The 274-nt window shown below is 70.1% G+C and carries 1 protein-coding gene; it reads left to right on the top strand.

Annotated elements, in window-relative coordinates; all coding sequences use genetic code 11:
- Positions 1-274 (top strand): LysR substrate-binding domain-containing protein (locus SB658_RS23825; RefSeq protein ID WP_410602789.1); only part of this gene is annotated, 274 nt, incomplete at both ends.

Raw genomic sequence — 274 nt, 5'->3', positions numbered from 1 at the left:
CACGGCCCGCTACGACCTCGTGCTGGCACATCGCATGGAGCACTCCGATCCGTGGCCGCCCCAGGGAGTGCGCAGTCTGACGCTCATCCGCGAACCCCTCGACGTGGCCGTCCCGGCCTCGCATCCGCTCGCGTCACGCCGCAGTGTCACGCCGCAGGACGTCGCGGGTGAGCGATGGGTGACGAGCCGCGTCGGATACTCCCCCGATGACGTGCTCCGCGCCGTATCCGCGGTCGCGAAGCGGCCGATCGAGGTGCAGCATCGCATCAACGAC

The sequence above is a fragment of the Bacillus sp. SIMBA_008 genome (assembly GCF_046535495.1).
In the GTDB taxonomy this organism is placed as follows: Bacteria; Bacillota; Bacilli; order Bacillales; family Bacillaceae; genus Bacillus; species Bacillus subtilis.
Note: the sequence above shows the minus strand (reverse complement) of the source record. Positions and strands in the feature narration are given on the sequence as shown.